We start from the raw sequence: 26,075 nt of genomic DNA on the forward strand, positions 1-26,075 counted from the left end.
TGGAAACCTGCTCCTGGAAAAATAGCCGCTAGAGTTCGATCTGGGTCCACTCGCGCTTCTGCCACATCATCGCGAAGATCACCGAGGCCAGCCCGCGCTGGAGAATCTGCATGCTCCAGATCGCCAGCAGGCCTCCGCCAAGGACCGGACCCACCAGATAGGCCAGCGGCAGGAAGAACAGCCACTGGTTGCCCAGGCTGACCGCCATCACTGTGCGGGTGGCGCCGGCGCCGAGCAGGGCCTGGGTGAGCACCAGCGCGGTGGCGTCGATCACCATGCCCAGCCCGGTCAGCGTGAGTGGCAGACGGCCCAGCTCGATCAACGCGGGGTCGCTGACGAACAGCCGCAGGATGGCTTCGGGGAACAGCCAGAATGGCGAGCCCAGCAGCGCCAGGCCGCAGGCGGCGACCTTCACCACGTCCCAGCCCCAGCGGTGGGCGCTGTCGAAGTCGCGCTCGCCCATGCTCTGGCTGACCAGGGTGGTGGCGGCCATGCCCAGCCCGATGCCGGGCAGGATCAGGAACAGCGCCAGGTTGATCAGCACGTGGGCCACCGCCAGTTCGCGGGTGCCGACCTGGGCGATGATCCAGAACAGCAGGGTGATGCCGGCGGCGAAGAAGAACTGCTGCAGCGAGTTGGGCAGCGACAGGCGCAGCATCACGCGGATGTCGCGCTCGCTCGGCAGGCGAGGGCGGAAGCCCTGGGAGCGGGCGTCGCGCCAGGTGATCCAGGCGTAGATCGACGAGCCCAGGTAGAGCGCCAGGGTGGTGCCCAGTCCGCTACCCACGGCGCCCATGCGTGGCAGGCCGAACAGACCGTGGATCAGGCTGTAGCTGATCGCTGCGTTGGCCAGGTGCATCACCACCAGCGTGCGCATGTACATGCCTGAGCGACGCGTGCCGTTCCAGTAGCCGCGGAAGGAAAAGTTCAGCCCCACCGCCAGCACCGACAGCGCGCGCCACTCGAAATAGGGGGTGCCGACCGCCAGCACGTCGGGATCGCTGGACAGGGCGCGGACGATGGGTTCGGCGAACAGCAGGCAGACCAGGGTGATCGGCAGCGACAGCCCCAGGGCCACCAGCAGACCGCAATTGAGTGGCGCCGCCTGCTCGTCGGTGCGGCCTTCACCCCGGCGCCGCGCCACCAGCGCCTGCACGCCGGCGCCGAGGCCCATCACCAGGGAGATGGCGACGAAATTGGCGTAGCTACCGATGCCGACGCCGGCCAGGGACTTTTCGCCCAGATGACCGACCATCGCGGCATCCACCAGGTTGAGCAGGCTCTGGCTGAGCATCCCGCCGATGATCGGCAGGCCCAGACTGAGAATGTTCTGGAGACGCTGGCGCTCTAGCATGGCGTCCTTGGAGGCAGTGTGCTTCCGGCCTGTTGTGGGAATCGAGTGCACCCGTGCCGGTAGGGTGTGCTGAGGGAAAGCCTAGCGTAACCCTCGTGACCGTGCCGGACCACTTCCGACTCATGGATTTCCTTCATCCGTTAAGAAATCAAGTTAGAGATATTTCCGAAATTAGTGTGATGGGAATCACATTTTATGGGCTTGGCGATTGAGACATGCGTACTACGCTGAGAACCAATTGACCAGGGCAAACCTGTGCGAAAGCCGGGGACGCAAAGCCACCGATCTAAAGCTCGAAAGAGCCATGACCGCGGGGTTGCCAAGCTGCCCGGACGTTCGTCCGTGCTTTCTGCGAGCCGTGCGCTCGGCAAACTCCCCACGTCCCGGTGCCCCTGTTCAGTGTTGTGCTGGGTTGATGGTGCTGTAGGCCTCAGGGAGTGCGCCGCCGATGAATCAGCCAATTCAATACACCTACGGGTTCGCCCGTATGGCATTGCGTGATCAGGTGGTCTTCAAGTCCATCGTCGGCCTGCTCAGCGGCCGCACGCTGGCGAGCTGGCTGCACGTCGAGGGTAGCCAGGCCGACTTGTTGATCGAGAGCGATGAGAGCGAGTCACGGGTCCAGTTGCGCACCGTCGTTGGCGAAGCGTTGTGGGTGCATTGGCCCCTGCGTGCCAGCGAGGTGTTCGACTGCCTGGAGCGCGCCGCCCGTGCCATTGCACACCGGCCAGCGGAGGTCGGCGGCGAGGCCTTGCGACTCAAGCAATGGCCTGCCGCTGCGGTGCTCCAGGGCGATGTCCGTTACGTTCGCCTGGCGACCTTGCTGTGCGCGCGGAGCATGAATCTGGATGAGCTATGCGAGCGCTCCGGAGTCGCGAGAGGCGTGACCGAAGCATTCATCCGCCTGATGGCCGAACACGGGGTGCTGTTGCGCAGCGAACGCCCATCGCCGCCTGCCAGCAGACCAGCGGCTGCACCCCTGGGCTTGCTGGCGCGGATTCGTCGGCACCTGGGCCTGGGTGGCTCCGGGGAGGCCGGCCGATGAAGGAGTACAAGATTCTCTTCACCGGCACCATGGGCGCCGGCAAGACCACCGCCATCGCTGCCATCAGCGACATCGAGCCGATCAGCACCGATGTGCAGAACAACGACCCGAGCCTGCCCAAATCGCACACGACGGTCGGCCTGGACTACGGCGAAGTGGCCCTGGGCCCGGACGAGCGCCTGCGCTTGTACGGCACGCCGGGCCAGGCACGCTTCGCCTTCATGTGGAACATTCTTGCCCGTGGTGCGTTGGGGCTGGTGATCCTGATCGATAACTCCCGGCCCGATCCCCTGGGCGACCTGCGCGTCTACCTCAAAGGTTTCGCCGACTGTATCGGCACTACCGCCTGTGTGGTCGGAGTGGGCCGCCTGGTCGGGCATCCCAGTCCGGGGCTGGATGACTACGCAGCGCTCCTGGCGCAGGCCGGTCACACCTGCCCTGTGGTGGAAGTGGACGTCCGCGAGGCGGGGCAGGTGCGCATGTTGCTCGACCTGCTGTTGCTGCAACTGGAATGCACGGTGGCCTGAGGGAGTGACCATGGAAAGCGTATTGATGAATCTGCCGGAGCAACTGCGCCTGGATGCCGATCAGGCACTGGACGAACTCTCCGCCAGTCTGGGACGGCTGAATGCCGCGGTAATCGCCACCACGGATGGCTTCGAAGTGGCTTCCCGCGCCGGCAATGGGCTGGAGGTGTCCAAGCTGGCGGCCATGGCCTGCTCGATCTCAGCCCTGGGGGCGATGGTCGGCCAGGAAAGCGAGGTGGGGTCGCATCAGAACGTGATCGTCGAGGCGAGCGAAGGCTACATCGTCATCGTCGACATTCCGCACCCGCGCTACCCGATGATCCTCAACCTGGTGGCTGACCGCGAAGAGATGCTCGGCCAGGTGCTCTACCAGGCCAAGAGGACGGCCACGCGGCTTTCGGACCTCTCATTGGCGAGTTGATACGAACCGCCTTTCGGCGTGCGCGGCCGAGGGGCTCTACAACATGACGCGCACTCAAGGAGCAATCACTATGGCTGCACTGCAACAATCACTGGACGAACTGCTGAATCTCGATGGGGCCCTGGCTTCGGCGGTGGTGGACGCCAAGAGTGGCATGCTGCTGGGGCAGGCGGGCAGCGGGGTGGACCTGGAACTGGCGGCGGCGGGCAATACCGAGGTGGTGCGCGCCAAACTCAAGACCATGAAGTCTCTGGCGCTCAATGACGTGATCGAGGACATCCTGATCACCCTCGGCAAGCAGTACCACATCATCCGTCCGATGGTGAAACACGATGGCGTGTTCATGTACTACGTGCTGGACAAGGTGAAGGCCAACCTTGCGCTGGCGCGGCGCAAGCTGCAGGAAGTCGAGGGGCAGTTGGTGATCTGAGGGAACGAGGTGGGCGCGGGGGGGGGGCTGGGGAGGCCCGCCCGCGCCATGCCTGGCGTGCCCCTTATTCGAACAGCCCGTGCCAGCAGTCGCTCAGCTCGCCCAGTTCGAAGGACTTGGCCCAGGACTGCTTTTCCAGCCACAGGCGGGTGGTTTCGCGGTCGGCTTCGGTCAGGCTGCCGACGGCGTTCAGGCACAGGTAGCCGGTGAACTCGCCCTCTTCTGTGGCGCCGCCGACGAAGACCCAGCCCTCGGATTCAACGAAGGAAATCCACTGGTCGAGCACATCATCCAGGTCGCCGCTGTAGTTCACTTCCAGGCTGAAACCGAACTCCTGGAACTCGCCCAGGCGCAGCTTCTTCTGCAGGCGGCGCTTGCGCGGTTTGGCCATCTGTTCGGGGGTGAGGTATTTCATCTGTCGTTCTCTCGTCAGGGGGAGCCGGGCGGGTGGCCGGGCTTCAATCCGTGGTGTCCTGGGTGATTCGCACGTCGGCGAACCAGAGTCGGCGCCAGCGGTCCTTGCGCTCATCCAGCGGTAGTTGCCGGGGTGAGGCGGGCTGCGCAGCGCCCAGGGTGGCGGGATTATCCAGTATCCGGGCGTTCAGTGCAGCGTAGGATTTGCCTTCGTCGCTCCAGAGCACGCCGGCCAACACGCCGCAGCGGCGGCAGAGAAGGAATTCCGCGGTCCCGCTACCCTGGCGATAGCGCAGCGTGTCGGCGTTGGATCGGCAGTGGATTGCCAGCGCGCCTTCAGGGTCGGAGACGTAGGTTGCGCCATGCTTGCGGCAGAATTCGCAATCGCAGGCGCGCGGTGTGTACTCATTGGCAGGGCGGCTGAATTCGCCGCGTACGGACAGGTTGCCGCAAGGGCAACTTGCTGAAAAAGGCTGGTGCATGGGCGCCGGCTCCTCTGGATGACCAACTGGAGCTTGCGTCCCGGCGCCGCGCCGGGCAAGCCCGGTCGCGGCTTTCAGGCAGTCGCCTTACGCGTCGTAACCCAGGTTCGGCGACAGCCAGCGCTCGCTGGTGCTGACTTCCTGGTTCTTGCGAGCGCTGTAGCGTTCGATCTGGTCCTTGTCGAGCTTGCCCACGGCGAAGTACTGCGCCTGCGGGTGGGCGAAGTACCAGCCGCTGACGGCGGCGGCGGGGAACATGGCGAAGTGCTCGGTCAGGGTCACGCCGGACAGGCCTTTCGGGTCGAGCAGCTTGAACAGCGTGCCTTTCTCGGTGTGGTCCGGGCAGGCCGGGTAGCCGGGCGCCGGGCGGATGCCGACGTACTGCTCCTTGATCAGCGCCTCGTTGCTGAGGTGCTCGTCCGGCTGGTAGCCCCAGTACTCCTTGCGCACGCGCTCGTGCAGCCACTCGGCGCAGGCTTCGGCGAGGCGGTCGGCGAGGGCCTTGACCATGATCGCGCTGTAGTCGTCGCCCTTGGCCTCGTAGGCCTTGGCCACTTCTTCGGCGCCGATGCCGGCGGTGGTGATGAAGCCGCCCACGTAGTCGGTCAGACCGCTGTCCTTCGGTGCGACGAAGTCGGCCAGGCTGAAGTTCGGCTTGCCGTCGGTCTTGATGGTCTGCTGGCGCAGATGGTGCAGGGTGGCCAGCGTGTGGCCGTCGTCGCCGTAGACTTCCAGGTCGTCGTGGTGCACCTGGTTGGCCGGCCAGAAGCCGAAGACTGCCTTGGCGCGAATGAGCTTCTCGTCGATCAGCTTCTTCAGCATGGCCTGGGCGTCGTTGAACAGGCTGGTGGCCGCTTCGCCCACGACTTCGTCGGTGAGGATGCGCGGGTACTTGCCGGCCAGGTCCCAGGAAATGAAGAAGGGCGTCCAGTCGATGTACTCGGCCAGTACATTGAGGTCGATGTCATCCAGCACCTTCACGCCGGTGAAGCTCGGCACCGGCGGCTGGTAGCCGGCCCAGTCGAACTGCGGCTTGGCGGCGATGGCCTGTTCGTAGCTCAGGCGCTCGGTGCGCGCGCTGCGGTTGGCGGTGCGCTCGCGAACCTCCGCGTACTCCTCGCGCAGCTTGCGGGTGTACTCGGGCTTCATTTCCCTGGACAGCAGGGTGGTGGCCACGCCCACCGCGCGGGAGGCGTCGGTGACGTAGACCACCGCGTCGTTGCTGTACTGCGGGTCGATCTTCACCGCGGTGTGCGCCTTGGAGGTGGTGGCGCCGCCGATCAGCAAAGGCAAGCTGAAGTTCTGCCGCTGCATTTCCTTGGCGACGTGGACCATCTCGTCCAGCGACGGGGTGATCAGGCCGGACAGGCCGATGATGTCGCACTTCTGCTCGCGGGCGGTCTGCAGGATCTTCTCGGCCGGGACCATCACGCCCAGGTCGACGATGTCGTAGCCGTTGCAGCCCAGCACCACGCCGACGATGTTCTTGCCGATGTCGTGCACGTCGCCCTTCACCGTGGCCATGAGGATCTTGCCCTTGGCCTCGGGCTTGTCGCCTTTCTCCGCCTCGATGAAGGGGATCAGGTGGGCTACCGCCTGCTTCATCACACGGGCGGATTTCACCACCTGCGGGAGGAACATCTTGCCGGCGCCGAACAGGTCGCCGACCACGTTCATGCCGGACATCAGCGGGCCTTCGATGACCTCGATGGGGCGCGCGCACTTCTGCCGGCACTCCTCGGTGTCTTCGACGATGTAAGTGGTGATGCCCTTGACCAGTGCGTGCTCCAGGCGTTTCTCGACGCTATGGCTGCGCCACTCCTCGTCTTCCACTTCCTTGGTCGCGCCGCCGCCCTTGTAGTTGTCGGCGATGGCGAGCAGCGCCTCGGTGGCGTCCGGGCTGCGGTTGAGCACCACGTCCTCGACCTTGTCGCGCAGTTCCTTGGGGATCTCGTCGTAGATCTCCAGCTGGCCGGCGTTGACGATGCCCATGGTGAGGCCGTTCTGGATGGCGTAGTAGAGGAATACCGAGTGGATCGCCTCGCGCACCGGGTTGTTGCCGCGGAACGAGAACGACACGTTGGACACCCCGCCCGAGCTCAGCGCGTAGGGGAGGTTGTCGCGGATGTAGGCGCAGGCATTGATGAAGTCGACCGCGTAGTTGTTGTGCTCCTCGATGCCGGTGGCGACCGCGAAGATGTTCGGGTCGAAGATGATGTCTTCCGGCGGGAAGCCCACTTCGTTGACCAGGATGTCGTAGGAGCGCTGGCAGATTTCTTCCTTGCGCGCCTGGGTGTCGGCCTGGCCGGCTTCGTCGAAGGCCATCACCACCACGGCGGCGCCGTAGCGCTTGCACAGGCGGGCGTGGTGCTTGAACTGCTCGACGCCTTCCTTCATGGAGATGGAGTTGACGATGCCCTTGCCCTGGATGCACTTGAGGCCCGCTTCGATCACTTCCCACTTGGAGGAGTCGATCATGATCGGCACGCGGGAAATGTCCGGTTCGGAGGCGATCAGGTTGAGGAAGGTGACCATGGCCGCCTTCGAATCCAGCATGCCTTCGTCCATGTTGATGTCGATCACCTGGGCGCCGGCTTCCACCTGCTGCTGCGCCACTTCCAGCGCTTCGGCGTAGTTTTCCTCGCGGATCAGCCGGGCGAACTTCGCCGAACCGGTGATGTTGGTGCGCTCGCCGACGTTCACGAACAGCGAACTGCGGTCGATGGTGAAGGGTTCCAGGCCGGACAGGCGGCAGGCGCGGGGAATCTCGGGGATCGCGCGCGGCGCGTACTTGGCCACGGCCTTGGCGATGGCCTCGATGTGCGGCGGGGTGGTACCGCAGCAGCCGCCGATGATGTTGAGGAAGCCCGACGCGGCGAATTCCTCGACCACTTCAGCCATCTGCGCCGGGGACTCGTCGTACTCGCCAAAGGCGTTGGGCAGGCCGGCGTTGGGGTGCGCGGAAACGTGGGTGCCGGCCTTGGTGGCCAGTTCTTCCAGGTAGGGGCGCAGCTCTTTCGCGCCCAGGGCGCAGTTCAGGCCGACGGAGATCGGGTTGGCGTGGCGCACCGAGTTCCAGAAGGCTTCGGTGGTCTGGCCGGACAGGGTGCGGCCGGAGGCGTCGGTGATGGTGCCGGAGATCATGATCGGCAGCTCGACGCCCAGCTCTTCGTAGACGCCCTGCACGGCGAAAATCGCCGCCTTGGCATTGAGGGTGTCGAAGATGGTCTCGATCAGGATCAGGTCGGCGCCGCCCTCGATCAGGCCACGGGTGGCTTCGCTGTAGTTCTCCACCAGCTCGTCGAAGGTGACGTTGCGGAAACCGGGGTCGTTGACGTCCGGGGAGATCGAGCAGGTGCGGCTGGTCGGGCCGAGCACGCCGGCGACGAAGCGCGGCTTGGTCGGGTTCTCGGCGGTCTTGGCGTCGGCCACTTCCCGGGCCAGTCGCGCACCTTCCACGTTCAACTCGTAGACCAGCTCTTCCATGCCGTAGTCGGCCTGGGACACGCGGGTGGCATTGAAGGTGTTGGTCTCGAGGATGTCCGCGCCGGCGTCCAGGTAGGCCTTCTCGATGGCCTGGATCACGTCCGGGCGGCTGAGCAGCAGCAGGTCGTTGTTGCCCTTCACGTCGCTCGGCCAGTCGGCGAAGCGGGTGCCGCGGTAATCCTCCTCCTGCAGCTTGTAGCTCTGGATCATGGTGCCCATGCCGCCGTCGAGGATCAGGATGCGCTCCTTGAGGGCTTGCTGGAGGGCTTGCAGGCGGGCGGCGCGATCGGACATCGGAGGTACCTAGAAGGAGGCGTGACAATGGGTCGCTGATGATAACAAAGCTGTAGAAAATTTGAGCTTGCGGAGATTTGCATGAAAATTACTCATGTTCTGCCTTTGGATAGGCAGCGCCGCGGCAGCGTTCCCGCTAGAATCCGCCCATTCCGAAGGTCTGGAGCCCTACATGTCCCGGCGAGCACGCTTCACGTTGTTCATCGCATCCCTGATGCTTTCCGCGCTTTCCCAGGCCGCGGGTCTGTCCTACACCAAGGACATCCAGCCGATCTTCACCGAGAAGTGCGTGGCCTGCCACGCCTGCTACGACTCGCCGTGCCAGCTCAACCTGACCGCCGCCGAGGGCGCGCAGCGTGGGGCCAACAAGCTGCCGGTGTACGACGGCGCGCGGACCAGGGCGGCGGACACTACCCGCTTGTTCCTCGACGCCCACGGCGCGGATGCCTGGCGGCGCAAGGACTTCTGGTCGGTGCTCGATGGCCGTGGGAGCCAGGCCGCGCTGATGGCGCGGATGATCGACCTGGGCCATCAGCATCCATTGGCGCCCAACGAGAAGATTGCGGACGGGCTGGACCTGTCGATCAGCCGCACCAACCAGTGCCCGACGCCCGACAGCATCGATGACTTCGTGCGCAAGAACCCGCGCAGCGGCATGCCGTTCGCCGTCACCGGCCTGACCGACAGGCAGCTCTCGACCATCAAGACCTGGCTGGCCCAGGGCGCGCCGGTGGACGAACAGGCCTGGCAGCCGAGCTCCGCTGAAACCGGGCAGATCGCCGACTGGGAGCGCTTCCTGAACCAGCCGGGCGCGCGCCAGAGTCTGGTCTCGCGCTGGCTCTACGAGCACCTGTTCCTGGCTCACCTGTACTTCACCGAGAACGGCCAGGACGGACATTTCTTCCAGCTGGTGCGCTCGCGCACGCCCAGTGGCCAGCCGATCGACCCGATCGCCACCCGTCGGCCGAACGACGATCCGGGTAACAACTTCTACTACCGGCTCTGGCCGATCCAGGGGGTGATCGTGCACAAGACGCACATCACCTACCCACTCAATCCAGCCAAGCTGGCGCGCACCCAGGAGCTGTTCTATGGCAGCGACTGGGACACCGACAGGGTGCCCGGCTATGGCCTGCAGCACCGCGCCAATCCGTTCGAGACCTTCGCCGCGATCCCGCCGCAGGCGCGCTACCAGTTCATGCTGGACAACGCCGAGTACTTCGTCCGGACCTTCATCCGTGGACCGGTGTGTCGTGGGCAGATCGCCACCGACGTGATCCGCGACAACTTCTGGGCACTGTTCCAGGATCCGCAGCACGACCTCTACGTCACCGATCCGGATTTCCGCGCCCAGGCCTCGCCGCTGCTGGCGCTGCCGGGACAGATCGATGAGATGGGCGCGATGCTGTCGCAATGGCGTGCCTATCGCGACAAGCGCAACGCCTACGAGGAGCTGCGCCAGGACGTCTATGACGATTCGCCGGCACCGACCTGGGCCGATATCTGGGCCGGCAACGACAACGCCGTGCTCAGCATTTTCCGCCAGTACGACAGCGCCTCGGTGCGCAAAGGCCTGATCGGCGGCATTCCGCAGACCATCTGGTGGCTGGACTACCCGCTGTTCGAGCGCACCTACTACGGGCTGGTGGTCAACTTCGACGTCTACGGCAACGTCGCGCACCAGGCGCAGACGCGGCTGTATTTCGACCTGATCCGCAACGGCGCCGAGCAGAACTTCCTGCGCCTGATGCCGGTGGCCGCGCGCAAGCCGCTGCTGGACGACTGGTACCAGAACAGCGGCAGGCTCAAGATGTGGGCCGACTACTACAGCAACGACAGCGACGCGCCGACCGGGCTGTTCCTGCCGGAAAAGGGCGCCAAGAACGCCTTCGCCCAGCAACTGCTCAAGCGTTACGTGGCACTCAACGCGCGGCCCGACCCTATCAACATGTGCGAGGACGGCGCCTGCTACCGCAACAATGTCGCCGCGCCGCTGCAGGACGCCGAGCAGGCCTTCAGCCGTCTGGTCAGCCGTCCGGCGGCGGGGCTCCCGGTGATCGACTATTTCCCCGAGGCGACCATGCTGCGGGTGGAACTGCCCGATGGCCAGCGCGAGATCTACACCGTGCTGCGCAACCGCGCCCACAGCAACGTCGCCTTCATCGCGGGCGAGTCGCTGCGCTACCAGCCGGGGCTGGACACCCTGACCATCTACCCGGGCGTGCTCTCCAGCTACCCGAACTTCATGTTCGACCTGAAGTCGGGCGACGTGGGGGATTTCGTCAGTGCGCTGGAGCAGGTCAGGGACCAGGCCGGATTCGACAAGGTCGTGGACCGCTGGGGCATCCGCCGCAGCCATCCGCAGTTCTGGTTCTACTTCCACGACCTGGACGCCTACATTCGCGAGACTGAGCCGGTGGAGGCGGGGATTCTCGACATGAACCGCTACGAGAACCTGTGACGCCATCCCTTGTAGGAGTGAGCTTGCTCGCGAACGGCTTCGCAGCGGAGTCTGGTTCGCGAGCAAGCTCGCTCCTACAAAGGCGCACTGTCCCAGCTGCGAATTATTCCTACTAAATCAGTAGGGCTTTCTACCTCACCCCCGAATGGCGTAAACTGGCGCCACGTTTGCGAGGAGTTGCCATGAGCGCTATTACCATCACCGAAGCCGCACAGGATTACCTGGCCGAACTGCTGTCCAAGCAGGACACCCCCGGCATCGGCATTCGCATCTTCATCACCCAGCCGGGAACCACCTACGCCGAAACCTGCATCGCCTACTGCAAGCCGGGTGAGCAGAAGCCGGAAGACACCCCGGTCGGCCTGAAGGACTTCACCGCCTACATCGACGCCATCAGCGAGCCCTTCCTGGAAGACGCCATCGTCGATTACGCCACCGACCGCATGGGCGGCCAGCTGACCATCAAGGCGCCCAACGCCAAGGTGCCGATGGTCAACGAGGACAGCCCGCTCACCGAGCGCATCAACTACTACCTGCAGACCGAGATCAACCCGGGGCTGGCCAGCCACGGCGGCCAGGTGAGCCTGGTGGACGTGGTCGAGGACAACATCGCCGTGCTGCGTTTCGGCGGTGGTTGCCAGGGCTGCGGCGCGGTCGAGATGACGCTGAAGGACGGTGTCGAGAAGACTCTGATCGAGCGCATTCCGGAGCTGAAGGGCGTGCGTGACGTCACCGACCACAGCAACCGCGAGAACGCCTACTACTGAGTCGGCGATCGAGCAGCGAAAAGGCGACCTTCGGTCGCCTTTTTCGTTTGGGCATGGTTCGCGAGCAAGCTCGCTCCTGCAGGTCGGCCCCGGTGCTCTTCGTAGGAGCGAGCTTGCTCGCGAACCTCGCTGGCCTGATCGCGGATAGAATCCGCTCCTACGAGAGCGGGCATCGCGCCACGCACCATGCTTTCCGGGGATCGCCATACAAGCGGATCTTATCCGCGAAATCCACCCGGCGCGCGCCGTGCTTCACAGGTTGACCGCCAACTCCTTGCGCCCCGACCAGAGCATCACTAGCGCCATCAGCAGCACCGGCCACACCAGCAGGTTCACCGCGTTCCAGCCGATGCTGGTGATCAGCGCGCCGGAGCTGAAGGACATCAGCGCCGCCAGGCTGCCGTTGCCCAGTTCCATCAGGCCCTGCGCATGGCCACGCTCCTGGGGGGAATGGCCGAAGGCGAGCAGGGTGGTGCCGGCGATCAGCATCAGGTTCCAGCCCATGCCCAGCAGCAGCGAGCTGGCCAGGAACTGCGCCACCGACTGCCCGCTCAGCGCCACCGCCGCGCTTACCGCCAGCACTACCATGCCCAGCCAGGCCACGCGGCGCCCGCCAAGCCGGTCCACCAGCGGGCCGGCGACGAAGGCGGGGAGGAACATGCCCAGCACGTGCCACTGGATCACGCTGACCGAGTGCTCCAGCGGCAACCCGCAGAAGCTCATGGCCAGCGGCGTAGCGTTCATGATCAGGATCATCAGCCCGTGGCCGGCGGCGGTACAGGCCATGGCCGCGCGGATCGCCGGACGGGACAGCAAGCCGCGCATCACCTTCCAGCCACCGGTGGACGGTGCGGGCGCCGCGCCTTCCGGCAGCCGGCTGAGCACGGCGATGGCCAGCAACGCCAGCCCGGCGATCGCCAGGTAGGAGCCCACGAAGGGCGCCGGCAGCGCGTTGCGCGACCACAGCGCCAGACTCGGCGCGAGCAACGCGGCCAGCACGCCGCCGCCGATTACATAGGCCGTGGCGCGACCCTTGTGGGTCTCGTCCACCGCTTCCAGCGCGGCGAAGCGGTAATACATGGCCGACGCCTGATAAGCGCCAATCGGCAGCGCACCGAGGCAGAACAGCAGGAAGTCCGCCAGCCAGACGCCCAGCGCACAAAGCAGCCCGCCGAGCACGCCGCAGGCAGCTCCCAGCAGCAGGCCGCGACGGCGGCCATGGCGTTGCATGAACAGCGACAGCGGTTGCACCGCCAGCAGGTTGCCCAGCACCAGGATCGCCAAGGGCAGGGTGGCCAGGCTGCTGAGCGGCGTGAGCTGGGCGCCGACCAGCGAGGTAAGGGTGATGCCGATCAGCGAGCAGGACCAGTACAGCGCCTGGCTGGCGAACAGCAGGCGGATCGCCGGGATGCGCAGCAGCATGGCGCGCCCTCAGCCCTGGCAGCCGGCGGGCTTGAGCACCCGCTGGGTGGAGGCCGGATTGGCCGCCAGTTTCTCCGCCGGACGGCGTGGGCGCGGCACCAGTTCGCCGCCGCAGTTCGGGCAGCGGCCGTGCAGCACCTGCTCGGCGCAGTCGGTGCAGAAGGTGCATTCGAAGCTGCAGATGCGCGCATCGGCGCTGTCGCCGGGCAGATCGCGGTTGCAGCATTCGCAGCTGGGGCGAAGTTCGAGCATGGCAAAGTCCTTTGCAGTGGTTGGAGTCAGTGCAACTGGCCGAAGCGCTCGGCGTATTCCTGGGGGCTGATCGCCAGGTGCTTGTGGAAGGTGCGGCGCAGGTTTTCCGGATGGCCGAAACCACAGAGTCGCGACACCGTACTGATCGACGCCTGGGCGTCCTGCAGCAGCGCGCGGGCCGCTTCCAGGCGCACCCGTTCGACGTAGCGGCCGGGGCCCATGCCCAGTTCATTGATGAACACCCGCGAGAGCGTGCGCGGGCTCATGCAGGCCTGTTCGGCCAGGGCTTCCAGCGAAAGGTCGGCCCCGAGGTTGGCCGGAATCCACTCCAGCAGCGCCGCCAGGCGCGGCGTGCGGCTTGGCTCCGGGGTCAGCCAGTGGCTGAACTGCGCCTGTCCACCGGGACGCTTGAGAAACATCACCAGCCGCCGTGCCACCGCCAGCGCCAGCACACGACCGAGATCGGCTTCCACCAGCGCCAGGGCGAGGTCGATGCCCGCGGTGACGCCGGCTGAGGTGAAGACGTGATCGTCACCGTCGCGCCGCTGCGGATCGTAGGTGTGCAGGCGGTCACCCAGGACCCGCACTGCGGGGAAGTCGGCGCATAGCGTATCGACGTCGGCCCAGTGGGTGGTGGCCGGGCGTCCGTCGAGCACACCGGAGGCGGCGAGGATCAGCGCGCCGGAACACACCGAACCGAGCCGGCGCACCCGGGGTTCGGCAGCGGCCAGCCAGTGCAGCAGGTCGGCATTCCGGCACTGGGCCTCCACGCCAAGCCCGCCGGGCACCAGCAGGGTATCCAGGGTTGCCGGATCGATGTCGCGCCACGCCATATCGGCGCAGATGCGCAGCCCGGCGGAGGTCGCCACCGGTCCGGGCTGTTCGCCCAGCACCAGCAATTCGTAGGCGGGCGCCAGGCCCTGGCGCTGCCGCTCGACATTGGCGGAGGCGAACACTTGCAGCGGCCCGGTGACGTCCAGGCTCATGACCTCGGGGTAGATCAGGCAAGCGATCTGGCGCGTCGATTCCATGCTGGGCCTCGTTCAGGTAATAGAACGAGTGTGGCGGTGGCTGACCTTGGCTGCAATGTCAGTCATCGCACAAATCTTGCCATTTTGCCTGTGTTGCCTCAGGCCTGAGAGAAACCCTGCCGTCAGGCGTGCCGCGCCACCGTGCGCCGCAGCGAGGCCGCCGCGGTGGCCACGAACAGCCCGGCCGCCAGCGCCAGGGCCACTGGGACGCCCTGCGGACCGAGGTCCATCAGGCTGCCGCTGAGCAGCGGGCCGAGCAGGCTGCCGACGCCCCAGAGCATGCCGGCGGCGGCGTTGGCGGTGACCAGGTCGCGGCCACGGAAACGCTGGCCGATCAGCACCAGGGCCAGGGTGTAGACACCGCCGGCCACTGCGCCCAGCAGCATCAGCGCCGGCCACAGCAACGAAGGCTGGGTGATCAGCCAGGGCAGGGCGAGGCCGATCAGCGTGGCGGCCACTCCGCAGGCCAGGTGCAGGGTGGGACGGTCCAGGCGGTCGGAGAGCCAGCCCAGCGGCAACTGGCAGATCATGTCGCCGAGCAGGATCACCGTGGCCATGAAGGCGGCGATACCCACCGCGTAGCCGTGGCTGGAGGCGTAGACCGGGAAGAGCGACAGCACCACGCTGTCGAAGAAGGAGAAGAACAGCACGCCCATGCACAGCGCCGGTGCCACCCGCAGGAAGCCGGCGAGGGAAAAGCTGCGCGGTTCCTCGACGTGCTCGTGGATGCCTTCCTCCGGCATCGCCAATGCCACGGTGGCGAGCGCGATCAGGTGCCCGGCGCTGACCAGCAGCACCACCCAGGGCGTCTGCGCGCCGAGCACGGCCACCAGGGTCGGGCCGAGCAGCTGGAAGGCGGTGAAGCTGGTGGCGTACAACGCGACTATGGTGCCGCGATTGTTCTCGCCGCACAGCTCGTTGACCCAGGCTTCACCGAGGATGATCGCGATGCCCATGCCGACGCCCAGGGCCAGGCGTGCCGCGCCCAGCAGCCACAGGGAGTGGCCGCTGAATTCGATGGCGGCAGTGCTCGCGGTGCAGAGCACGAAGCACAGCAGGTACAGGCGGCGCCGGCTCATCCGCTGGCAGAGGCGGTCGACCAGGGTGGCGGCGAGGATCATGCCGGCTGCCGGCACGGCCGAAAGGATGCCGATCTGCAGCGCGCTGGCGCCGTTGTCGAGCAGACGCAGCGCCACCAGCGGCAGGGTGGCGCCCAGGCTCAGGCCGACGATGGAGACGGCAAACAGCAGCACCGCCAGCAGTGGCTTGTTCAGGGATGGATTGTTCATGGAAACCTTCTCCGGCCCCGGCGTTCCAGCGGCGGGGCCAACACATGCGAACGAGCCCGCCGGCCGGCGCCGGTGAGCGGAATCGGAATGCGGAAAAGCCTGCGCGAAAGCGCGCGGCGTCCGGCTCAGAAGCCAGCGGGAGGGGAGAAGGTGAAGGCGAACAGCACGCTGCGGCGACGGCGCAGCACGGTATCAACTTTGCGTACGCGCGGGGGCTCTCGCAGCAGGGCGAAGAATGGGTCGGCGCAACGGTGAATCGGGGACATGGTACGGGTACAGCGGAGAACGTAGGAAGGCGCGCACTCTAGTGAGTGCGCGCCGGGGCGTCAATCTCGACCGGCCGCGTGGTATTGCGTTGAACGCTGGCATGGCTGGCGTCGATCAGGTTCGCAAGCAAGCTCCTACAGGCAGAGCATGCGCGCTCTTTGTAGGAGCGAGCTTGCTCGCGAACCACCGAACACGCCGACACTATCGGCTGAATTCCGGCGCTCCCGCCGAAACCTCCTGCGGCCGGCTCAGTACATCCCGCCCCGGCAGGAAGCACCCGAAACCACGCTCCTTGCCCAGCGCTTCCGGGAAGCCGTTTTCGCGCCGATAGGCCACACGCCCATTGATCAGCGTAGCGTCCACCGCATCGTCATTGCGCTTCACCAGCCGCGTCAGGCCAAGGCCTTCCATGGGCGCCTCGCTGACCTCGTCCAGCTCATCGGTCAGGCCGGCGGGATTGACCACTACCAGATCCGCGCGGTCGCCCACGCGGATGTAACCCGCATCGATCCCGGCGAAATCCGCCAGTTCCCCGGTCAGCCGGTGCACCGCGCGACCGGTCTCCATGAAGCCTTCGCCGGCCAGCTCGGCGTCGCGCACGTACTTGAGGAAGCGCAGCGGGAAGTTGTACTGCGCGTGGGAGGCCAGGTGCGCGCCGGAATCGGCGAAGCCCGGCTGGGTCCAGGGGCTGGCCAGCAGCTTGCGCATGACCTGCGGGCGGTGGTTGCCGTAGCAGGTGGTCCACTTCAGCGCGTTGCGGTACTGGCCGGCCAGCTCGAAGAAGGCGTCCACCGCGTCCATGCCGCGCTCGCGGCCGATATCCTCGAAGTTGCGCCCGACCAGCGACGCATCCGGGCATTCGCGCACCCAGCAGTCGGACAGGTTGCGGTGCCAAAGGCCGAGGCTGAGGGTGGCCTTGATGTCCTTCTTGAAGCGCTCGCGGAAGGCCGGGTCCTGGATGCGGGTGTAGAGTTCGTCCGGATCCTTGATGTCGCGCAGCACTTCACCCGCGCCGAACTCCTCGAAGCCATTCATGTTCAGCCCCTCGATGCGCACCACGAAGGGCGCGGGCAGGGTCTGCCAGCGATACCGGCCGCGCAGCACGCGGTTGGCGACCCAGCCGGAAGCGCGGGTGATGCGGTGCATGAAGGGCTGGGATTTCAGGTCCAGTGCGGTGAGCATCGAGCACTTGAGCGGGCGGCGGAACCAGCCGTGGGCCTGGTAGAGGAAGGCGAACACGTTGATCTTGGTGACCGCATTGGGTGCGCCCTGCATCAGCGCGTTGCGCCGTCGCAGTACGGCGAACAGCCGGGAGAACTCCTTCCAGCTGGCGAAGGTGGAAGGCAGCGGGCTGGACCAGGCGCGGTCGCCATCCATCTTGTCCAGCCGTGTCGTCATCACCGACAGGCCGAAGCAGCCGGCGTCCAGCGCCTGCTCCAGCAGCTCCTCCATGCGCGCAAGTTCCGCTTCGGTGGGCTTGGCGCCGCTGATGGCGCGCTCCAGGCCCATCACCGCCACGCGCAGTTCGGAGTGGCCGAGGAAGGAACACAGGTTCGGCCCCAACGGCTGCTGCTCGTAGAAGGCGCGGTAGCCCCGGGCGTCCTTCCAGGTGCGCTTTTCGCGCAGGATCGGCAGCACCTGCTCGCGCGGCACGGCCTCGACGCGGGTGAACAGGTCGGAGCAGTCTTCCGCCTCGCCCAGCACCATGCTGATGGAGCAGGAGCCCACCGACACGGTGGTCACGCCGTGGCGCACCGACTCCTTCAGCGCCGGCGCGGCGATCACCTCGGCGTCGTAGTGCGAGTGGATTTCCAGGAAGCCGGGGGTGACCCACTTGCCGGCGGCGTCGATCACTTCCGGGCAGCCGCTTTCGTCCAGCGGGCTGAGGCTCAGGGTGTCGATGCGGCCGTCCTTGATGCCGACGTGGCGCAGGCTGCCGGGGGCATCGCTGCCGTCGAAGTACAGGCCGTTCTTGATGATGATGTCGTAGCTCACAGGAAACTCCAGGGCGACAGCAGCAGGACGCCGCTGACCAGCAGCAGGCAGTGGATGGCGAGACGGAAGTGGCGTTCCTCGAAACGGTGGTGCAGGCGCTCGCCCAGCCATACGCCGAGCAGCAGCAAGGGCGCGTAGGCGAGCACCTGGGGCAGCGCCGGGCGCAGGCGGCCGTCGAGGAGGAAGGCGATGGTCAGCAGCCCGTTCAGGGTGAACCAGACGCAGACCAGGGTGGCGCGCAGGCGGGTCTTGTCCAGCGGGCGGCTGGCCATGGCGTAGACCAGCAGCGGGCCGCCCGAGGCGAACAGACCATGACAGATGCCCGCCGCGCCGGTGGCCAGGCGCACCACCCAGGTCGGCGTATGGCCGCGTTTCGGTGCGCTGGCGCGCAGGCGCCACAGTTCGCGGCCGGCGAACCAGAGGATCAGTACGCCCAGGCCGCGCTTGAGCGGCTGCGGGTCCAGGTGCGGCAGCAACAAGTAGCCGACCAGCATGCCCACCAGCATGCCCGGCAGCACGGTGCGCAGCAGCAGGCCTGTGTCGATCAGCCGCCGATGCCGCCAGCACAGGTAGCCGGTCATGCCGATGTTCAGCGGCACCAGGATCGGCAGCAGCGTCTCGATGGGCATCAGCAGCGCGCCGAGGGAGAGGGCGATCACCACGCTGCCGAAGCCCGTGATGGCTTCCAGGGTGTAGGCCAGCAGGATGAAACCGCCCAGGGCGATGGCGGGCGCGTTCACCGGTTGCCCTCGCTGGCGGCGATGAGGGCCGCGTCCCGCGGCTCGCGGCGTGCCCACCACTGCGCCAGCACGAGGCCGGAGAACAGCTGCCAGCAGCCCCAGAACGCCGCGATCAGCAGCATGCCGCCGGCCTGCGGGAAGAAGGTGAGGATCAGCGCCATGCCCAGCGCCGAGTTGTGGATGCCGCTTTCCAGGGTTACGGCGCGCACGTCGGCGTCCGGCAGCTTCCACAGGCGTGCGCAGGTGTAGCCGAGCAGCAGGGCCATGCCGTTGAGCAGCAGCACCAGCCAGAAGAACAGGTGGAAGTAGCCGATGAACTGCTGGAAGTTCTTGGCGAAGGCCATGCCGACGAAGCCGAGCATCACCAGCAACGACAGCTGCCGCAGCGGCTTCTCCAGCCTGCGCGCCAGTTGTGGCTTCTGCCGGCCCAGGGCCATGCCGGCGAGCATCGGCAGGATCAGCACCAGCAGCACCATGCCGACCAGCTCCACCGGGTCGAGGTGGATTTGCGTGAGGCGCTCGCGGGTGGCCGGGTTGAGGCCGGCATAGAGGGCAAAGTTCAGCGGCGTGAAGATCCCGGCGCTGAGGCCCGACACGGCGGTGACGCTGGCCGACACCGCGACGTTGCCGCGGGCCATCCAGGTCATGATGTTGGAGAAGGTGCCGCTGGGGCAGGTGGCGACAAGGATCATGCCCAGTGCCAGTTCCGGATCGATAGGCAGAACGATGGTCAGCAGGCAGGTGGCGGCGGGCAGCAGCAGGAACTGCACCAGCATGCCGATCACCGGAGCCTTGGGTTGGCGCAGGATGCGAGTGAAGTCGTCGCGGCGCAGTTCCAGCGATACGCCGAACATCATCAGGGCGATGATGGCGTTCAGCGCGATCATCGAGCCGCCGGAGAACTCGAGGTGGACGTCAGGCATCGCCGGCCTCCTGTCGAGCAGGGGCGGACGAAGCAGTGGCCGGCGCTCGGGGCGCGGCTTCGTTGTTGGCGTGCATGCAAGGCGACTCTTGTTTGTATTTATCGTTGTAATTGGCAAGCATAGGGAACCCTTACCCTTGGGTAATGGCTCTTTCGAGACTTCGCGCGGTTAATTCGGGACCATGCCCCACAACCCTTCGATCACTGTCCATTATGCCCAGGGCATCCTCCAGGCCGCACAGCGCCTGGGCCTGCCGGTGCCCACCGAACTGCCCGTGGAGGCGCGCATCCCGCTGGCCATGCAGGACCGGTTCTGGGAGGGCCTGTGCGCGGCCTCCGACGACCCCTTGGTGGGGCTGCGCCTGGGCAGTGCCCTGCAGGTCGGCCACCTGGACATGGTCGGCGCGCTGCTGATGAGTTGCGAGCATTTCGGCGAGGCGTTGGAAGCCTTGCTGGAGTACTACCCGATCATCGCCGAGGGCAGCGAATTCCAGCTTGAGCGCGATGGCGTCGGGGTGCTTCTGCTCTATCGGCCCAGCTACGAGGTGCGGCGGGAGGAGCGGGTGGAAGCAGCACTGGCCAGCCTGGTGCACCTGACCCGCTGGATCACTGGCGAGCGGGTGACCCCGGCGCGCCTGACGCTGGGGCACCGGGCGCGGGCGGAGCGTTCCCGTTACGATCAGGCGCTGGGTTGCCCCGTTGAATTTGCCGCAGCGGAGAACGCCCTGGGCTTTACCCTGGCGGACCTCGACGTGCCGCTGATCCAGGCCAACGCCCTGATGCGTGAGCACCTGCGCGCGCTGGCCGACGCACAACTCCAGCGCCTGGGCGCGCAGAGCCTGGCGGCCCAGGTGCAGCACCTGCTGCGCCAGCAGCCGCGCTGGGGCAAGGAACGGGTCGCCGAACAACTGGCGCTCAGTGGCCGTCATCTCAACCGCAAACTGGCCGACGAAGGCACCAGCTTCAAGCTGCTGCGCGAGCAGGTGTTGCACGGCATGGCCGAGCAGTTGCTGCGTGAGTCGCCGCGCCTGGCCGAAGTCGCAGAAAAGCTCGGCTTCTCCGATGAGAGCGCATTCGCCAAGGCCTTCCGCCGCTGGAGCGGGATGACGCCGGGGCAGTTCCGCCAGGGCCAGACTGGCCTATAGAAAGCAGACTCCGGTGATCAGGACGCCCCCGGCAGCTCCGCGCCCTTTGGCCAGAGCAGCCACAGCTGGCCTTCCTGCTTCATGTGCCCGGCCAGGTCGCCGGCGGCATCGCCGGTGCCCCAGAACAGGTCCGCGCGTACCTCGCCGACGATCGCGCCGCCGGTATCCTGCGCCGCCACCGGGCGCACTACCGGCGCGCCGTCGGGGCGGGTGGTGGAGAGCCACATCAGGCTGCCCAGGGGGATTACCTTGCGGTCGATGGCCACGCTGTAGCCGGGGGTCAGCGGCACGTTCAGCGAGCCGCGAGGACCTTCGTTGCTGTCCGGGCGCTGGCTGAAGAACACGTAGCTGGGATTGCTCGCCAGCAGTTCGTCGACTCGCTGCGGGTGGGCGCGGGCCCAGTCGCGGATGCGCGGCATGCTCACTTCGTCCTTGCTCAGCTCACCCTGTTCCACCAGCCAGCGGCCCACCGGCTTGTAGGGGCGGCCGTTCTGCTCGGCGTAGCCCAGGCGCAACTGGCGCCCGGAGTCCAGCTGTATGCGGCCCGAGCCCTGGATCTGCAGGAACTGCAGGTCCATCGGGTCGCCCAGCCAGGCCAGCACCGGCGCGTCGACGCCTTCGCGACGGATGCCGGCGGCATCCGCGTAGGGCTTCAAGGTATTGCCGTCGAGCTTGCCGCGCAGGCGCTTGCCCTTGAGTTCGGGGTAGACGCTGTCCAGCGCCACCACCACCAGGTCGGACGGCACGCCGTATACCGGTACGCCGTGCTGCGCACTGCGTTCCAGGCTGCCGCGGTAGACCGGTTCGTAGTAGCCGGTGATCAGGCCGGTCTCGCTGCCACTGCCTGCACGCAGCTGGTAGGGCTGCAGGTGGTCCTGCATGAACTGGCGGATCGCGGCTGGCGAGGCGGGCACACCCAGCGCCTGGGTGCAGGTGGCAGCCCAGATTTCATCCTTCTTCAGGCGCACCGCGCAGGCCGAGCGCCAGGCGTTGAAGCCCTCCACGACGTCGCTGTCGGCGGTTTTCGGCAGGTCCGACCAGTCGGCCTTGGAATAGGTCGGCGCCTTGGCTTCTTCGGGCTTTTTGCCGAACAGGCCGCAGCCCGAAAGCAGGGTGGCGATGCAGAGGGAGGCGAGGAGAGGGCGGGTCCAGTGGCGGGGCGAAACGGTCACAGGCGAATCCTGGCAGGCAAACGAAAGCCCGCTAGCTTGGGCAGACGCGGGGCGTGCGTCAAACGCATCGGTCGGATTTACACGCCTTGCAACGAATCCGCGGGCGGACCGGTAGAATGGGGCGTGATTCGACAGACGGATGGTTAGAGCGTGGAGGCAAGGCAGGGTTTCGTCCTGACCCGACATTGGCGGGATACGCCCGAAGGCACCGAGGTGGGCTTCTGGCTGGCCACCGAAGAAGGCCCCCGGCACGTGCTACTGCCGCCACAGACATCGGTGGCCTTCGTGCCGGCCGAGCAGCGCGCCCGCGCCGAGAAACTGCTGGCCGGCGAGCGCGGCGCCGAGCTGCGCCCGCTGGGGCTGCGCGACTTCCAGCAGCGCCCGGTGCTGGGCCTCTATTGCCAGCAGCATCGCCAGCTGATGAACCTGGAGAAGCGCCTGCGCGAGGCCGGCGTCGAGGTGTTCGAGGCGGACATCCGCCCGCCCGAGCGCTACCTGATGGAGCGCTTCATCACCGCGCCCGTGACCTTCAGCGGCAAGGCGGGCGACACCGGCAGCGTCACCGAAGCGCAACTGCGCCCGGCGCCGGACTATCGGCCGAAACTGAAACTGGTCTCGCTGGACATCGAAACCAATATCCGTGGCGACCTTTATTCCATCGCCCTGGAAGGCTGCGGCCAGCGTCAGGTCTACATGCTCGGCCCGGCCAATGGCGTCGATGGCGAACGCGACTTCGAACTGGAGTACTGCGACAGCCGGGCGGAAATCCTGGAGCGCCTGAACCAGTGGCTGGCCGAGCACGACCCGGACGCCATCATCGGCTGGAACCTGGTGCAGTTCGACCTGCGCGTGCTGCAGGAACACGCCAAGCGCCTGGACGTCCCGCTGCGCCTGGGCCGCGGCGGCGACGAGATGGGCTGGCGGCAGCATGCCTCCGGCAACCACTACTTCGCCGCGGCGGCCGGGCGGCTGATCATCGACGGCATCGAGGCGCTGCGTTCGGCGTTCTGGAGCTTCCCCTCGTTCAGCCTGGAAAGCGTCGCGCAGAATCTGCTGGGCGAAGGCAAGTCGATCGACAACCCCTACGACCGCATGGCCGAGATCGACCGCCGCTTCGCCGAGGACAAGCCGGCGCTGGCGAAATACAACCTCAAGGACTGCGAACTGGTCACGCGCATCTTCGACAAGACCCGCATCCTCGACTTCCTGCTCGAACGCGCCAGCGTCACCGGCCTGCCGGCGGACCGCAGCGGCGGCTCGGTGGCGGCCTTCACCCACCTGTACCTGCCACCGATGCACCGCCTGGGCTACGTCGCGCCGAACCTCGGCGGCAAGGCGCCGGAGGCCAGCCCCGGCGGCTTCGTCATGGACTCGCGGCCGGGGCTCTACGAGTCGGTGCTGGTGCTGGACTACAAGAGCCTGTACCCCTCTATCATCCGCACCTTCCTGATCGACCCGGTGGGACTGGTGGAGGGCTTGAGCGATCCCTCCGATGAAGCCTCGATTCCCGGCTTCCGTGGCGGGCGCTTCTCCCGCACCCAACACTGCCTGCCGGCCATCGTCGAGCGCGTCTGGCAGGGCCGCGACGCCGCCAAGCGCGAGGGCAACGCGCCGCTGTCCCAGGCCCTGAAGATCATCATGAACGCCTTCTACGGCGTGCTCGGCTCCAGCGGCTGCCGCTTCTTCGACCCGCGCCTGGCGTCGTCGATCACCCTGCGCGGCCACGAGATCATGCGCCGTACCCGCGAGCTGATCGAGGCGCAGGGGCATCGGGTAATCTACGGCGACACCGACTCCACCTTCGTCTGGCTCGGCCGCGCCCATGGTGAGGACGAGGCGGCGGAGATCGGCCGCGCGCTGGTGCGCCACGTCAACCAGTGGTGGGGTGAACATCTGCGCGAGGAGTACGGACTGGAAAGTGTGCTGGAGATTCAGTTCGAGCGACACTTCCGGCGTTTCCTCATGCCCACGATCCGGGGCGCGGAGGAGGGCAGCAAGAAGCGCTATGCCGGCCTGGTGCGGCGCGCCGACGGCAGCGACGAGATGGTCTTCAAAGGACTGGAAACCGTGCGCACCGACTGGTCGCCGCTGGCCCAGCAGTTCCAGCAGGAGCTTTACCTGCGCATCTTCCAGCGCCAGCCGTACCGCGAGTTCGTCCGCGACTACGTGAACCGCACCCTGGCCGGCGAGCAGGATGAGCTGCTGATCTTCCGCAAGCGCCTGCGTCGGCAGCTGGGTGACTACGAGCGCAACGTCCCGCCCCATGTGCGCGCTGCGCGGATCGCCGATGAGTTCAACCAGCGCCAGGGGCGTCCGCGCCAATACCAGAACGGTGGCTGGATCAGCTACCTGATCACGGTCAACGGCCCGGAGCCGCTGGAGACCCGCAGCTCGCCCATCGACTACGACCACTACGTCAGCCGGCAATTGCAGCCGATCGCCGATGCCATCCTGCCATTTGTGGAGGATGATTTCAGTTCGCTGATCGATCGGCAGATGGGGTTGTTCTGAGGCCGCCTGGAGATTCGTTTGCGAGAAAGGACTGGGCGTCCCCCTAGGTCCTACGAAGAGCCGCGCGCCGCCCCCTACAAACAGCAACTCGGCGCATGGAACATAATCCGCCATGGATGTGACTGGCGGATAAAGAGTTCCGATTTATGCCCTAAGCCATCGGCGGCAACCGCCGCTTCACCGGGGTCTTCTTGACGATCGCCGTGTTGGTCTCGGCGAAGCCGTTCAGGTGATCCAGCAACTCATCGAGCTGCTCCATCGAGCGCACGCACAGCCGCGCATAGAAGCAGTCTTCGCCGGTCACCTTGTCGCATTCGGTGAACTCGGGAATCGCCATGATCTGCTTCTCCACCTCCTGCAGCCGCCCCGGCAGCGGCCGCACGCGGACGATGGCCTGCAACTGGTAGCCGAAGGCGCGCGGGTCGACGTTCACCGTGTAGCCGGTGATCACCTGGCGTTCCTCCAGCTTGCGCAGCCGTTCGGCCACGCTGGGGGCGCTCAGGCCGCTGACCTGGGCCAGGGCCTTGAGCGAGAGGCGGGAGTCTTCCATCAGCGCGGCGATCAGCAACTGGTCGATTTCGTCGGTCATGGTGGCCTCGAAAGGTAAATGGCGGAAGTTGCCTTGATAGTAAAGGTGAACCTTGGGTTTTGCCTCTGCTAGGCGATGGAGTGCGTCGAATCCCCCGTTCATACTGAGCGCCAACCAAAGGAGGTGAACCATGAACGAGCAGATTCGACGCGGCACCCTGGAAATGGTCAGCGCCATGCTGATCTGCGGCACCATCGGCTGGCTGGTGGTGATCTCCGGGCAACCGGTGCTGGATGTGGTGTTCTGGCGCTGCGTGTTCGGCGCCGCGACCCTGCTGCTGGTCTGCGGCCTGATGGGCTTCCTGCGGCCGGGCATCCTCACCCGCGCCACCTTCGGCCTGGCGCTGCTCAGCGGCGTGGCCATCGTCGGTAACTGGGTGCTGTTGTTCGGTTCCTATTCGCGGGCGTCCATCGCCATCGGTACGGCGGTGTACAACGTACAGCCGTTTCTGCTGGTGCTGCTGGGCGCGCTGTTCCTCGGCGAGCGGTTGAGTGCACAGAAGATGGCCTGGCTGGGCGTTTCCTTCCTCGGCATGCTGGCCATCGTCAGCGCGCATGGCGGTGAAGGGCAGGTGGGCAGTGACTACCTCGGTGGTATCGCCCTGGCCCTCGGTGCGGCGGCGCTGTATGCGCTGGCGGCGCTGATCATCAAGCGCCTGAGCGGGGTGCCGCCGCACCTGATCGCGCTGATCCAGGCGGTAACCGGCGTGCTGCTGCTGGCGCCCTGGGCCAACCTCTCGCCGCTGCCACAGGCCAGCACCGCCTGGGCGAGCCTCGCGACCCTGGGCATCGTGCATACCGGCATCATGTACGTGCTGCTCTACGGCGCCATCCAGAAGCTGCCGACGGCGCTGACTGGGGCGCTGTCGTTCATCTATCCGATCGCGGCGATCCTCGTCGACTGGTTCGCCTTCGGCCACCGCCTGACGGCGCTGCAGTGGCTTGGCGTGGTCGCCATCCTGCTGGCCGCCGCCGGCATGCAGCGGGGCTGGAGCTTCGACCTGCGGCGGCTGGCCTGGCGCTGAAATCCCTGCTTGGCTGACAATGCTCGGGAACCTGC

General features: G+C 66.5%; 23 protein-coding genes and 1 riboswitch. Of the genes, 9 read left to right on the plus strand and 14 right to left on the minus strand.

What is annotated here, in order from left to right; all coding sequences use genetic code 11:
• Positions 1-28: 28 nt before the first annotated feature.
• Positions 29-1,354, minus strand: a complete 1,326-nt coding sequence (locus ACAW63_RS15980) for an MATE family efflux transporter (RefSeq protein ID WP_371226702.1) — start codon at positions 1,352-1,354, stop codon at positions 29-31.
• Positions 1,355-1,590: 236 nt separating this feature from the next.
• Positions 1,591-1,678: riboswitch (cyclic di-GMP riboswitch) on the plus strand.
• Positions 1,679-1,802: 124 nt separating this feature from the next.
• Here ACAW63_RS15980 and ACAW63_RS15985 point away from each other — a divergent pair.
• From ACAW63_RS15985 to ACAW63_RS16000, 4 genes are all read left to right on the plus strand, one after another.
• Positions 1,803-2,399: a hypothetical protein gene (locus tag ACAW63_RS15985; protein ID WP_371226706.1), complete on the plus strand. Its 597-nt coding sequence runs from the start codon at positions 1,803-1,805 to the stop codon at positions 2,397-2,399.
• A complete protein-coding gene (locus ACAW63_RS15990; protein ID WP_371226708.1) occupies positions 2,396-2,926 on the plus strand; it encodes an ATP/GTP-binding protein in 531 nt (176 codons plus the stop codon). Before ACAW63_RS15985 ends, ACAW63_RS15990 begins: the two co-directional genes overlap by 4 nt.
• Positions 2,927-2,936: 10 nt before the next feature.
• Entirely contained in the window at positions 2,937-3,347 is a 411-nt protein-coding gene (locus ACAW63_RS15995) for a hypothetical protein (protein ID WP_371226710.1), read from the plus strand.
• 70 nt (positions 3,348-3,417) lie between these two features.
• The gene (locus ACAW63_RS16000) at positions 3,418-3,777 is read left to right on the plus strand and encodes a hypothetical protein (protein WP_371226712.1); all 360 of its coding nucleotides are present in this window, start codon (positions 3,418-3,420) and stop codon (positions 3,775-3,777) included.
• A gap of 64 nt (positions 3,778-3,841) precedes the next feature.
• Here the strand turns inward: ACAW63_RS16000 and ACAW63_RS16005 are convergent, their stop codons facing one another.
• The 3 genes from ACAW63_RS16005 to metH form a co-directional block, all read right to left on the minus strand.
• Entirely contained in the window at positions 3,842-4,192 is a 351-nt protein-coding gene (locus ACAW63_RS16005) for a YggL family protein (protein WP_275607578.1), read from the minus strand.
• Between the two features lie 43 nt (positions 4,193-4,235).
• Entirely contained in the window at positions 4,236-4,673 is a 438-nt protein-coding gene (locus tag ACAW63_RS16010) for a hypothetical protein (protein WP_371226714.1), read from the minus strand.
• An 87-nt stretch (positions 4,674-4,760) separates the two neighbouring features.
• The gene (gene metH, locus ACAW63_RS16015) at positions 4,761-8,453 is read right to left on the minus strand and encodes a methionine synthase (RefSeq protein WP_371226716.1); all 3,693 of its coding nucleotides are present in this window, start codon (positions 8,451-8,453) and stop codon (positions 4,761-4,763) included.
• A 214-nt stretch (positions 8,454-8,667) separates the two neighbouring features.
• Here metH and ACAW63_RS16020 point away from each other — a divergent pair, with 214 nt between their 5' ends.
• Both ACAW63_RS16020 and nfuA read left to right on the plus strand, forming a co-directional pair.
• The gene (locus tag ACAW63_RS16020) at positions 8,668-10,914 is read left to right on the plus strand and encodes a fatty acid cis/trans isomerase (RefSeq protein ID WP_371234687.1); all 2,247 of its coding nucleotides are present in this window, start codon (positions 8,668-8,670) and stop codon (positions 10,912-10,914) included.
• 182 nt (positions 10,915-11,096) lie between these two features.
• The gene (nfuA, locus tag ACAW63_RS16025) at positions 11,097-11,681 is read left to right on the plus strand and encodes a Fe-S biogenesis protein NfuA (protein ID WP_207885623.1); all 585 of its coding nucleotides are present in this window, start codon (positions 11,097-11,099) and stop codon (positions 11,679-11,681) included.
• Between the two features lie 252 nt (positions 11,682-11,933).
• Here nfuA and ACAW63_RS16030 read toward each other — a convergent pair whose 3' ends face one another.
• The 8 genes from ACAW63_RS16030 to ACAW63_RS16065 all read right to left on the minus strand — a co-directional run bounded on the left by ACAW63_RS16030 (position 11,934) and on the right by ACAW63_RS16065 (position 19,600).
• Complete coding sequence (locus ACAW63_RS16030) at positions 11,934-13,103, minus strand: MFS transporter (RefSeq protein ID WP_371226718.1); 1,170 nt, start codon at positions 13,101-13,103, stop codon at positions 11,934-11,936.
• A gap of 9 nt (positions 13,104-13,112) precedes the next feature.
• Positions 13,113-13,355, minus strand: coding sequence for a DUF1272 domain-containing protein (locus ACAW63_RS16035; RefSeq protein ID WP_371226720.1), 243 nt, complete (start codon positions 13,353-13,355; stop codon positions 13,113-13,115).
• A 26-nt stretch (positions 13,356-13,381) separates the two neighbouring features.
• Entirely contained in the window at positions 13,382-14,386 is a 1,005-nt protein-coding gene (locus tag ACAW63_RS16040; RefSeq protein ID WP_371226722.1) for a GlxA family transcriptional regulator, read from the minus strand.
• A 122-nt stretch (positions 14,387-14,508) separates the two neighbouring features.
• Entirely contained in the window at positions 14,509-15,660 is a 1,152-nt protein-coding gene (locus ACAW63_RS16045; RefSeq protein ID WP_371234688.1) for an MFS transporter, read from the minus strand.
• A 140-nt stretch (positions 15,661-15,800) separates the two neighbouring features.
• A complete protein-coding gene (locus ACAW63_RS16050) occupies positions 15,801-15,941 on the minus strand; it encodes a hypothetical protein (protein WP_275607568.1) in 141 nt (46 codons plus the stop codon).
• A 202-nt stretch (positions 15,942-16,143) separates the two neighbouring features.
• Complete coding sequence (locus ACAW63_RS16055; protein ID WP_371226724.1) at positions 16,144-17,937, minus strand: amidohydrolase family protein; 1,794 nt, start codon at positions 17,935-17,937, stop codon at positions 16,144-16,146.
• Entirely contained in the window at positions 17,934-18,677 is a 744-nt protein-coding gene (locus ACAW63_RS16060; protein ID WP_371226726.1) for a sulfite exporter TauE/SafE family protein, read from the minus strand. The genes ACAW63_RS16055 and ACAW63_RS16060 overlap by 4 nt, the downstream gene beginning before the upstream one ends.
• Positions 18,674-19,600 carry a bile acid:sodium symporter family protein gene (locus ACAW63_RS16065; RefSeq protein WP_275607565.1) on the minus strand — a complete coding sequence of 309 codons (927 nt, stop codon included), beginning with the start codon at positions 19,598-19,600 and terminating at the stop codon, positions 18,674-18,676. The genes ACAW63_RS16060 and ACAW63_RS16065 overlap by 4 nt, the downstream gene beginning before the upstream one ends.
• Before the next feature lie 181 nt (positions 19,601-19,781).
• Between ACAW63_RS16065 and ACAW63_RS16070 the strand changes: the two genes are divergently transcribed.
• Positions 19,782-20,744, plus strand: a complete 963-nt coding sequence (locus ACAW63_RS16070) for an AraC family transcriptional regulator (RefSeq protein ID WP_371226729.1) — start codon at positions 19,782-19,784, stop codon at positions 20,742-20,744.
• A 17-nt stretch (positions 20,745-20,761) separates the two neighbouring features.
• On the opposite strand, the gene ACAW63_RS16075 is transcribed toward ACAW63_RS16070, so the two are convergent.
• Entirely contained in the window at positions 20,762-21,916 is a 1,155-nt protein-coding gene (locus ACAW63_RS16075; RefSeq protein ID WP_371226731.1) for a murein transglycosylase A, read from the minus strand.
• A 150-nt stretch (positions 21,917-22,066) separates the two neighbouring features.
• On the opposite strand from ACAW63_RS16075, the gene ACAW63_RS16080 reads away from it, so the two are divergent.
• A complete protein-coding gene (locus ACAW63_RS16080; RefSeq protein ID WP_371226733.1) occupies positions 22,067-24,427 on the plus strand; it encodes a DNA polymerase II in 2,361 nt (786 codons plus the stop codon).
• Between the two features lie 151 nt (positions 24,428-24,578).
• On the opposite strand, the gene ACAW63_RS16085 is transcribed toward ACAW63_RS16080, so the two are convergent.
• Positions 24,579-25,016: an Lrp/AsnC family transcriptional regulator gene (locus tag ACAW63_RS16085; protein ID WP_371226735.1), complete on the minus strand. Its 438-nt coding sequence runs from the start codon at positions 25,014-25,016 to the stop codon at positions 24,579-24,581.
• A 130-nt stretch (positions 25,017-25,146) separates the two neighbouring features.
• Between ACAW63_RS16085 and ACAW63_RS16090 the strand changes: the two genes are divergently transcribed.
• A complete protein-coding gene (locus ACAW63_RS16090; RefSeq protein WP_371226737.1) occupies positions 25,147-26,040 on the plus strand; it encodes a DMT family transporter in 894 nt (297 codons plus the stop codon).
• Positions 26,041-26,075: the final 35 nt, after the last annotated feature.

Origin of the sequence: Pseudomonas sp. QE6 (assembly GCF_041379005.1) — a bacterium.
Taxonomy (GTDB): Bacteria; Pseudomonadota; Gammaproteobacteria; order Pseudomonadales; family Pseudomonadaceae; genus Pseudomonas.